8 protein-coding genes are annotated in these 9,343 nt (G+C 57.2%); 7 read left to right on the top strand and 1 reads right to left on the bottom strand.

What is annotated here, in order from left to right; translation table 11 throughout:
- Positions 1-82 precede the first annotated feature (82 nt).
- Positions 83-1,291 carry an MFS transporter gene (locus B2T33_RS05510; RefSeq protein ID WP_286791324.1) on the top strand — a complete coding sequence of 403 codons (1,209 nt, stop codon included), beginning with the start codon at positions 83-85 and terminating at the stop codon, positions 1,289-1,291.
- A gap of 67 nt (positions 1,292-1,358) precedes the next feature.
- Here the strand turns inward: B2T33_RS05510 and B2T33_RS05505 are convergent, their stop codons facing one another.
- Positions 1,359-2,162: a TSUP family transporter gene (locus tag B2T33_RS05505; RefSeq protein WP_286791323.1), complete on the bottom strand. Its 804-nt coding sequence runs from the start codon at positions 2,160-2,162 to the stop codon at positions 1,359-1,361.
- Between the two features lie 175 nt (positions 2,163-2,337).
- On the opposite strand from B2T33_RS05505, the gene mutM reads away from it, so the two are divergent.
- The 6 genes from mutM to recF all read left to right on the top strand — a co-directional run bounded on the left by mutM (position 2,338) and on the right by recF (position 9,200).
- On the top strand, positions 2,338-3,177 hold the full coding sequence (gene mutM, locus B2T33_RS05500) for a bifunctional DNA-formamidopyrimidine glycosylase/DNA-(apurinic or apyrimidinic site) lyase (RefSeq protein WP_008888962.1): 840 nt from the start codon (positions 2,338-2,340) through the stop codon (positions 3,175-3,177).
- Positions 3,178-3,361: 184 nt separating this feature from the next.
- A complete protein-coding gene (locus B2T33_RS05495; RefSeq protein ID WP_008888963.1) occupies positions 3,362-4,138 on the top strand; it encodes an enoyl-CoA hydratase in 777 nt (258 codons plus the stop codon).
- Positions 4,139-4,314: 176 nt separating this feature from the next.
- A complete protein-coding gene (gene rpsT / locus B2T33_RS05490) occupies positions 4,315-4,575 on the top strand; it encodes a 30S ribosomal protein S20 (RefSeq protein ID WP_008888964.1) in 261 nt (86 codons plus the stop codon).
- A 389-nt stretch (positions 4,576-4,964) separates the two neighbouring features.
- Positions 4,965-6,530 carry a chromosomal replication initiator protein DnaA gene (gene dnaA, locus B2T33_RS05485; RefSeq protein ID WP_286791322.1) on the top strand — a complete coding sequence of 522 codons (1,566 nt, stop codon included), beginning with the start codon at positions 4,965-4,967 and terminating at the stop codon, positions 6,528-6,530.
- A gap of 329 nt (positions 6,531-6,859) precedes the next feature.
- On the top strand, positions 6,860-7,978 hold the full coding sequence (gene dnaN / locus B2T33_RS05480) for a DNA polymerase III subunit beta (protein WP_008888966.1): 1,119 nt from the start codon (positions 6,860-6,862) through the stop codon (positions 7,976-7,978).
- A 64-nt stretch (positions 7,979-8,042) separates the two neighbouring features.
- Positions 8,043-9,200, top strand: a complete 1,158-nt coding sequence (gene recF, locus B2T33_RS05475) for a DNA replication/repair protein RecF (protein ID WP_286791321.1) — start codon at positions 8,043-8,045, stop codon at positions 9,198-9,200.
- Positions 9,201-9,343: the final 143 nt, after the last annotated feature.

The raw sequence follows: 9,343 nt of genomic DNA, 5'->3' as shown, positions 1-9,343 counted from the left end.
TATCTCGCAGTTGCACAAAACGTTGGCCGCGTCACCCGCGCCCCCGCGTCACCTGCGCTAAAGTTGATCTGGATATTCTGACATGACAGATACCGTCACCCGCCCCGGATTTTTCGGGAACCTGCCGATTCTGGCCCTCGCCCTTGCGTCATTCGGGATCGGCACCACCGAGTTTGTCATTATGGGGCTTCTGCCCGATGTGGCGCTTGATCTTGGTGTGAGCATTCCCGATGCCGGGTTGCTGGTGACGGGCTATGCACTCGGTGTGACGTTTGGCGCGCCGTTTTTGGCGATTGCCACCGCGCGCATGGACCGCCGGCGGGCCTTGTTGCTGCTGATTTCGATCTTCATTCTCGGCAACCTCCTGTGTGCGATTGCCCCTGATTACTGGCTTTTGATGGCGGCCCGTGTGGTCACTGCCTTCTGCCATGGTGCGTTCTTTGGGCTGGGGGCTGTTGTCGCCTCAAACCTTGTCGCGCCGCATAAACGGGTTCAGGCGATTGCCCTGATGTTTTCCGGTCTGACGCTGGCCAATGTGCTGGGCGTGCCGTTTGGCACGGCCCTTGGTCAGGAACTTGGCTGGCGTTCGACCTTCTGGGCAGTGGTGGCGATTGGTGTTGTTGCCGCCAGCGCGCTTTATGTTGCCCTGCCGCGCCAGATTGCCGCATCGACCGGCAGCCTGTGGCTTGAAGCCAAGTCGCTTGGCAAAAAACAGGTCCTGCTGGCGATGCTGATTTCGGTTCTCGCCTCGGCCAGCTTGTTCAGCGTCTTTACCTATATCACTCCGATGTTGCAGGAAATCACCGGCATTACCCCGCGTCAGGTAACCTATGTGTTGCTGCTGTTCGGGGTTGGCTTGACCGTGGGCAACTATATCGGTGGGCGTTTGGGGGACTGGCGTTTGATGCCCGCCATCATCATGGCCTTTGCTTTGCTGATTGCGATTCTTGCCCTGTTTACCGAAACGCTGACGTCGGTCATTCCGGCCGTCGCAACCGTGATGTTGTGGGGTGTGGTGGCCTTTGCCCTGGTGTCCCCGCTTCAGATGCGCGTGGTGAACGAGGCATCCGATGCGCCCAACCTTGCATCCACCCTTAATCAGGGTGCCTTTAACCTTGGCAATGCGGCGGGCGCATGGTTTGGCGGTATTGCCATCACCCAGGGCGTTTCCTATCAGCATATCCCATGGCTGGGGGCCGGAATTGCCGTTCTTGCCCTGTTGGCAACGGTCTGGAGCCATTTACTTGATCGCCGCGACGAAGTCCTTGTCGAAAACGGTGCCAGCGCCTGAGTAAAACAAAACCCGTCAAGCTTGAGGCTGACGGGTTTTTCTTTGTCCGGTCGATAAGTGGTCGAGCTCAGCTTACCCAGTGGCGGATCTGATCCCAGCTTTGGCTGATGGTGGTCCCGTACTGATCAAAGATCAGCTTGATCGATATCGCGATTGAAGTGACGACCAGAAGCGGCCTTACCAAACGTGCGCCGACCTTCATCACCATATGTGATCCGATCTGTGCCCCGATCAATGCGCCAACCGCCATCACGCCGCCAACAATCCAGACAACCTCACCCCCGGCGATAAACATCACCAAGGATGCAAAGTTCGAGGTGAAATTCAGAACTTTGGTATGGGCGGTGGCCTTGGTCATGTTGAAACCAAGCAGGGCAACAAAGGCGATGGAAAAGAACGATCCGGTGCCCGGCCCAAAGAACCCGTCATAGAACCCGATGCCAAACCCGGCGGTAAACGCAAAGGTCGCTTTGCCGATCATCTGATGGGCGTCGATGTCACCCACACGCGGCGAAAACAGGAAATAAAGCGCAATCAGGATCAAAAGCCCCGGCAGAATGGTCATCAGAATGCCAGGATCAAGCATCTGAACCAGAACCGTGCCGAGTGCCGACCCGGCAAAGGTCAGGACAATCGCCAAAACCATATCGCGCGGATCAACATGCCCCTTGCGAATGAAATTAAGCGACGCACTGAAACTGCCAAAACTGCCTTGCAGCTTGTTGGTCGCCAATGCCTGGGCCGGGGTAACACCCGCCCACAACAGGGCCGGGATGGTAATCAACCCGCCACCGCCTGCAATCGCATCGACAAAACCGGCAAGGGTGGCAACCGCAAACAGGATCACTAAAAGATCTAAACCAAATTCCATCTGGGCGCTTTCAAATTGGGGCGCGACCGCACAAGTGGGGGCGATGCGGTCTTTCAAAACAGCGCACATCATATGGCTTTGCGTGCATGCGTCCAGTGGGATCGATTTCAGTCGTTGAATTGCGCGCAAGCCGTAGTCTAAAAGTCACACACCCTTGTTTATATGAGTTCCAGATATGCCCGAATTGCCAGAGGTCGAAACAGTCACCCGTGGTCTGACACCCGTCATGGAAGGACGGGTGGTCAATCATGTGGTACAGCGACGTGCGAACCTGCGCTTTCCCTTCCCGGAGGGTTTTGTTGATCGTATGGCCGGGCGCACCATCAATCAGCTGACCCGGCGGGCAAAATACATTCTGGGCTACCTTGATGACGGGCAGGTGCTGCTGATCCATCTTGGCATGTCTGGTCGCATGACCATCCACAATGATCCAACTGTCGAGGTGCCCGAAGCGGGCAAGCATGACCATGTCGATTTTGTCATGGCCGACGGGGCTGTGGTGCGGTTCAACGATCCGCGGCGCTTTGGTGTCATCACCCTGATCGCGGGCGACGAGGTCGCCAGCCACAAAATGCTGGCCGGTATCGGGCCCGAGCCACTTGGCAATGCGTTTAATGCCGACGTTTTGGCAGCGGGAATCGCCAAACGGGCAAGCCCGATCAAGACCGTGCTGCTCGATCAGAAGCTGGTTGCTGGTCTTGGCAATATCTATGTCTGCGAAGCCCTGTTCCGATCAGGCATCGCGCCGGACCGTCTGGCAAAGGATCTTAAACCCGGCGAAATCGAACGGTTGTATCGCGAAATCCGTCTGGTGCTTGAAGATGCGATTGCTGCCGGTGGTTCAAGCCTTAAGGACTACCGCCAAAGCAATGGCGAGCTTGGCTATTTCCAGCACAATTTCCGTGTCTATGGCCGCGAAGGCGAAACCTGCATCGCCGATGGCTGCGATAGCACCATCGCGCGCATCGTACAGGCCGGACGGTCGACCTTCTTCTGTCCAACCTGCCAGAAATAATATGGACGGTACACGTCTCTGAAAGTCGGGGAAGGTGTGGTGGCGATAACAGGTTCGGTTGCGGCCCGGGATCAAAATCGGTAAAACAGTATCAAATTATGGTTTCAGGCGAATCGGCCCGATAACCCAAAGCGACTCACACCCGGAGTCCCATGGGCCGAACAGCGATAAAAGGATCACTTGCATGTCTTATGAAAACATCATCGCCGAGAAAAAGGGCAATGTCGGCCTGATCACGCTTAACCGTCCCAAGGCGCTCAATGCGCTTTGTGATGCGCTGATCAAGGATATCGGTGCCGCCCTCGATGATTTCGAATCCGATGAAGACATCCGCGCCATCGTCATTACCGGGTCGGATCGCGCCTTTGCCGCCGGTGCCGACATCAAGGAAATGGCCGATTACGACTATATGGACGTTTATAAGAACGACTTCATCACCAAGGGCTGGACCCGCGTTGCAAGCTGCCGCAAGCCGACCATTGCCGCGGTCGCCGGATTCGCATTGGGCGGTGGCTGTGAAATGGCGATGATGTGCGACATCATGATTGCCGCCGACACCGCCAAGTTCGGTCAGCCGGAAATCACCATCGGCACCATTCCCGGTGCGGGCGGGACACAGCGCCTGACCCGTGCGGTTGGCAAGGCCAAGGCGATGGAAATGTGCCTGACCGGGCGCATGATGGATGCCGAGGAAGCCGAGCGTGCAGGACTGGTCGCGCGAATCGTTCCGGCCGACTCGCTGCTTGATGAAGCCATGCAACTGGCCGAAAAGATCGCCTCCTTCTCGGGCCCGGTATCGATGAAGGTCAAAGAATCGGTCAACAAGGCCTATGAGATGACCCTGACCGAAGGCCTGATGTTCGAACGTCGCGAATTCCATTCGACCTTCGCACTCGAAGATCGCGCAGAAGGCATGAAAGCCTTTGGCGAGAAACGTAAGCCCGCCTTCAAGCACCGCTGATTGCGGGGTGATCAGGGCAAGTTGACCTCTGATTCCATGCCTGCATATCTGCCTTGCGGCGCAAAAGAGTCCGAAGCCGCAGAAATTGGCGGCATCGGGGGTTGACGAGGGTTTCGGACAGAGCTATAAGCCGCGCTCCGAATTACGTAACATTTGTTTGAAGAGACAGGTTCGCAATGGCTCACCATAAATCGGCCAAGAAGCGCATTCGCCGCAACGCCGCACGTGCAGAAGTTAATGGTGCACGTATCGGTCGCATTCGTACCTTCGTTAAGAAGGTCGAGGCTGCGCTGAACACTGGCGATAAAGATGCTGCTCTGGCTGCGATGAAAATCGCTGAGCCGGAAATGGCGCGTGGCGCACAGCTTGGTGTTCTGCACAAGAACACCGTTGCTCGCAAGGTTTCGCGCCTGACCGCGCGTATCAAAGCGCTTTAATTTATCCCTTACGGGATGGCGAGTCGAAGGCCGCACCTCGGGTGCGGCCTTTTCGCTGCCCGGATTTCGCAGAATCACCTTTTGTTCCTTGGTTGCGCGGGTGCAAGAAACCGCAGAAAACAAGGGCCGTTTTGGTTGCGAAATCCTTTTAACGTTCTGTTAAAGATCGCCTTGCCTGATGTGGGTCACATCAGTACAGTGTTTGAACTTCGCAGGCCGCGCAAAGCGACCAGTGACGAAGAACTAAAAACAAAAGGCGCGAGTACACTTCCTGATTTTGTGGAAGGCCAACGTGTTGGTCACTGCGGTGATCAACGCGACACAGTATCGTTTTGTCTTTTGCGGTCTTTGTGGTGGTGAAATCGGGATATCGGGGAAAGGTTCTTACAGTGCAGCACGCCGTGAGGGACACACAATCGGCACTTGGGCAATCCAACGGGGGGATTGCGGGTGACCAGCACGCAGCACTTGATGATCACGCAGTGGCAACCTGGCAAGTCGTACGCGAAAAGCTGCGCGCCGAATTTGGCGCCACAGCCTATCGCTATTGGCTGGAGCCCGTTGCTCTGATGGCGGTTGAAGCCGGTGTGGCCCGTTTGGGTGCGCCGACTCGTGCCATGCGTGACTGGGTGACGCAGCACTATCTCGACCGTATCCAGAATTTCTGGCACGCCGAAGATTCCGATGTGCATTTCGTTGAAATCAATATCGTTTCGGGCGCGACTGCGCAGAACGATGCGTCTGCTTCGGGGTCTTCTTCAGCCAAGTCGACATCGGCAAACGCCACGACCGCGCGCACCAAATCCGCGCGCACTTCCCATTCCTCGGGTCATTCCCCAAGCCATTCCACGGAGAACAACACCGTGGTCAGTGCGCCGTCCCAGTCAAATGGATCAGGCCGCACCGCCATTGCCAGCATGTCTGATGACGGCATCTCGGCTGCCCTGGATCCGCGCTACACCTTTGATAACTTCGTGCTGGGCAAGCCAAACGAGTTCGCCTATGCCGCCGCCCGCCGTCTGGCAGAGGCCGAATCGGTGCCGTTCAACCCGCTGTTCCTCTATGGTGGCGTTGGTCTTGGTAAAACCCACCTGATGCATGCGATTGCCTGGCATATTCGCCGCACCCAGCCGCACCGCACGGTGATCTACCTCTCGGCCGAGAAATTCATGTATCGCTTTATTCGGGCGCTGCGCGACAAGAACACGGTCGATTTCAAGGACCAGTTCCGCTCGGTCGATGTGCTGATGGTTGATGATGTCCAGTTCATCTCGGGCAAAGACTCGACCCAGGAAGAATTCTTCCATACCTTCAACGCGCTGGTCGATCAGGGCCGTCAGATCATTGTGTCTGCCGACAAGTCGCCCTCCGATCTTGAAGATATCGAAGAACGCCTGCGTTCGCGTCTGGGCTCTGGCCTTGTGGCCGATATTCACGCCACAACCTACGAGCTGCGTCTCGGCATCTTGGAGGCCAAGGCCGAGCGTCAGGGGGTCGAACTGCCCCAGCGGGTCATGGAATTCCTTGCCCACAAGATCACCGCCAATGTACGTGAGCTCGAAGGTGCGCTTAACCGCGTGATTGCTCATTCCCAGCTGGTTGGTCGCGAGATCGGGTTGGAAATGGTTCAGGACATCCTCCATGACGTTCTGCGCGCTTCCGAGCGCCGGGTTTCGATCGAGGAAATCCAGAAACGCGTGGCCGAGCATTTCAACATCAAGGTGTCCGACATGCATTCCGCCCGCCGTGCGCGTGCGGTCGCCCGTCCGCGTCAGGTGGCAATGTATCTGTCCAAGCAGCTCACCACCCATTCGCTGCCGGAAATCGGCCGCAAGTTTGGTGGTCGTGACCACACAACGGTGATGCATGCCGTGCGCAAGATCGAAGAACTGCACGGAACGGACCCGTCACTCTGCGAAGATATCGATCTGCTGCGTCGGATGCTCGAAAGCTGATTGCGCGTAAAAGCGCGTCGAAATGTTGGTGTTCAAGATGAAATCCGCCGTGTTTTCCGGCGGATTTTGTTTTTGAATCAGCTGGATTTTTAGCTGCAATTTTATCGTCGAAACTGCGAGTCGCACGGTTTGCGCCGCTTTGCGCGTTCGGGGCGTATTTTTGTCCGCCGACTCCTTTTATTTGCTTGGGTTTAGGCCGTAAAAATCCTTCGATTTCCAAGCCAGCATGTTATAATGCGATTTCCGCACCCGAAAGGGTGTGGGTCAGGTAAGAAAACCGATTAAAAATCAATTTGTTAAACGAATACTGACAGACGGATAGGACGGGCATGAAGCTGACCATCGAACGCGCGGCGCTGTTGAAATCGCTGACCCATGTTCAAAGCGTTGTTGAACGACGTAACACCATTCCGATTCTGTCCAATATTTTGCTCCGGGCAGAGAATGATCGTCTTGCGCTGACCGCGACCGATATGGACCTCGAAGTCATCGAAACCACGACGGCCGAGGTGTCCGAACCGGGCGCGACCACGACCCCTGCCCATACCCTGTATGAAATCGTGCGCAAGCTGCCCGAAGGCTCCCAGGTGCAAATCTCGCTTGAGCCGGGTGCAGGCCGCCTGACCCTTTCTGCCGGTCGTTCGAAGTTTAACCTGGCCGTTCTGCCGGTTGATGATTTCCCGGTAATGTCGGGTGGCGACCTTCCGGTCAGCTTCGGTCTGGCTGCGGCCGAACTGCGCGGTCTGATTGATCGTGCCGAGTTCGCGATCTCGACCGAGGAAACCCGTTACTACCTCAACGGTATCTATTTCCATGCCACCGACGCCGAAGGCACCAAGATCCTGCGCGCGGTTGCAACCGATGGTCACCGTCTGGCGCGTGTCGAAGCCCCGCTGCCTGATGGTGCGGAAAACATGCCGGGTGTCATCGTGCCGCGCAAAACCGTTGGTGAACTCCGCAAACTGATCGAGGAAACCGGCGAAGCCGTCGATATCGCGCTGTCTGATACCAAAATCCGTTTTGGTTTCGGCGATGCGGTTCTGACCTCCAAGCTGATTGACGGTACCTTCCCGGATTACGAACGCGTGATTCCGTCGGGCAATGACAAGACCCTTGATATCGAATGCAAGGCATTTGCCGATGCGGTCGACCGTGTATCGGCGATCTCGATTGAAAAATCGCGTGCGGTAAAGGTTGTTTTGTCGGGCAATACCCTGACCCTTTCGGCCTCCAGCCCCGAACATGGCACCGCGTCCGAGGAGCTTGAAATCAACTACGACGCCGAGGATATCGAAATCGGCTTTAACTCGCGCTATCTGCTCGACATCGCCAAGCAGGTAAAGGGCGACACCCTGAACCTTCTGATGTCGGACGGATCCAGCCCGACCATCCTGCGTGACACCGACGACCTTTCGGCATTGTACGTTCTGATGCCGATGCGTGTTTGACGGTTAGTACGATCAAGCTGTGGCTGCTCTTGCCAATAACCTCATGCCAAAAGACGGGGTGTCGATGACAAGCCGTCTTGCTGTTTCCCGCATCCAGCTCAGCGAGTTTCGCTGTTACGAAGGCCTGCGACTGTCGCTCGACAGCTCGCCGGTCGTGCTGACCGGGCCAAACGGGGCGGGCAAGACCAACCTGCTTGAGGCGGTCTCGCTTCTGGCGCCGGGCGGTGGATTGCGCCGGGCCAAGCTGGGCGAAATTGCCCGCAGCACCCCGCCAGCCGCCAATGGCGCACTTCGGGCCTGGGCCGTGGCCGCAGATGTCGATACGCCGGACGGGGCGTTTCAATTGGGCACCGGGCTTGATCCGGCCGCCCTTGAACAGGGCCGCGAACGCCGCGCGGTCCGCATCGATGGACAGGCCCAGCGTGGTCAGGCCGCCTTGGGCCGGGTTTGTGCTGCGGTCTGGCTGACGCCGCAAATGGATCGACTGTTTCTGGATGGTCCGTCGGCCCGCAGGCGCTTTCTGGATCGGCTGGTATATGGCCTTGATCCCGACCACAGCAGCCGCGTTGCCGCCTACGAGCATTCGCTGCGCTCACGCGCCAAGTTGCTTAAGGAAGGCAAGGCTGACGATAAATGGCTGACCTCGATCGAGGATTCGATGGTGCGCCATGGCATTGCGGTTGCGGTCGCACGTGCAGAATTGCTCGAACGGTTGCGTCGTGCCGGGACCATGGCCATCGGACCATTTCCGGCCGCCCGTCTGGCGCTGACCGGGGACCTTGAAGACTGGCTGGAAAACCTGCCAGCAGTCGAGGTCGAAGATAAAATGCGGGCCGCATTGCGCGACGGACGTTCACGTGATGCGACCTATGGCGGGGCGGTGGTCGGCCCGCAACGCAGTGATTTGCTGGTCTGGCACGATGCAAAGGGCCAGTCGGCGGATCAATGTTCCACCGGGGAACAAAAGGCGTTGTTGCTGTCGATCATTATGGCCAATACCCGCCTGCAGACAAAGGCACGCGGGGCTGGCCCGCTCTTGTTGCTTGATGAAGTGGTTGCGCATCTCGATGCAGAACGCCGCAGCCACTTGTTTGATGAAATCGTGGCGCTTGGCGTCCAGGCCTGGATGACAGGCACGGACCGGGCGCTGTTTGAAGGTTTGGACGGTCGTGCGCAATTCTTCCGCGTGGAAGATGCCACACTGACCCTTGAAACCACTTAGTGAATGCCGAGGTTCTGACCCTATGACCAACGAAACCGAAACGCCGAACACTGGTGAACAGTCGCAGGAGTATGGCGCAGAATCGATCAAGGTTCTTAAGGGCCTTGAAGCTGTGCGCAAACGTCCGGGCATGTATATCGGCG

Source organism: Thalassospira sp. UBA4513 (assembly GCF_002388495.1).
Classification (GTDB): Bacteria; Pseudomonadota; Alphaproteobacteria; order Rhodospirillales; family Thalassospiraceae; genus Thalassospira; species Thalassospira tepidiphila.
Note: the sequence above shows the minus strand (reverse complement) of the source record. Positions and strands in the feature narration are given on the sequence as shown.

What these genes read in the sequence shown, in the direction of transcription:
- B2T33_RS05510 (WP_286791324.1), top strand. Translation starts at nt 83, where the DNA reads ATGACAGATACCGTCACCCGCCCCGGATTTTTCGGGAACCTGCCGATT.
- B2T33_RS05505 (WP_286791323.1), bottom strand. Translation starts at nt 2,162, where the DNA reads ATGGAATTTGGTTTAGATCTTTTAGTGATCCTGTTTGCGGTTGCCACC.
- mutM (WP_008888962.1), top strand. Translation starts at nt 2,338, where the DNA reads ATGCCCGAATTGCCAGAGGTCGAAACAGTCACCCGTGGTCTGACACCC.
- B2T33_RS05495 (WP_008888963.1), top strand. Translation starts at nt 3,362, where the DNA reads ATGTCTTATGAAAACATCATCGCCGAGAAAAAGGGCAATGTCGGCCTG.
- rpsT (WP_008888964.1), top strand. Translation starts at nt 4,315, where the DNA reads ATGGCTCACCATAAATCGGCCAAGAAGCGCATTCGCCGCAACGCCGCA.
- dnaN (WP_008888966.1), top strand. Translation starts at nt 6,860, where the DNA reads ATGAAGCTGACCATCGAACGCGCGGCGCTGTTGAAATCGCTGACCCAT.
- recF (WP_286791321.1), top strand. Translation starts at nt 8,043, where the DNA reads ATGACAAGCCGTCTTGCTGTTTCCCGCATCCAGCTCAGCGAGTTTCGC.